General features: G+C 63.1%; 1 pseudogene. It reads right to left on the reverse strand.

Annotated elements, in window-relative coordinates:
• Window positions 1-260: pseudogene (locus ACPYOM_RS22905) on the reverse strand (ABC transporter substrate-binding protein); the annotation flags it as partial.

Raw genomic sequence — 260 nt, forward strand, 5'->3', positions numbered from 1 at the left:
CTTCTGGATGTCCAGCTTCAGGTTCGAGGCCTGGGCGTAGTACTTCACGTTGATCTTGGCCGTCGCCGGCTTGCCGAGGAGTCCCTGGTAGCCGTCGTACGCCTTGTAGGCGATGGGGTTGTTGAAGTCGTAGGACGTGATGTCGTACTGGCCGGCGAACGCGTGGCCCTTGACGATGGTGTTGTCCGGCGTGACCTTGTCCGCGGAGAAGACCTGCTCGTCCACGATGGGACCGGCGGGGCTGGAGAGCACCTGCGGGA

It is taken from the genome of Monashia sp. HAY1-2A, from assembly GCF_056755315.1.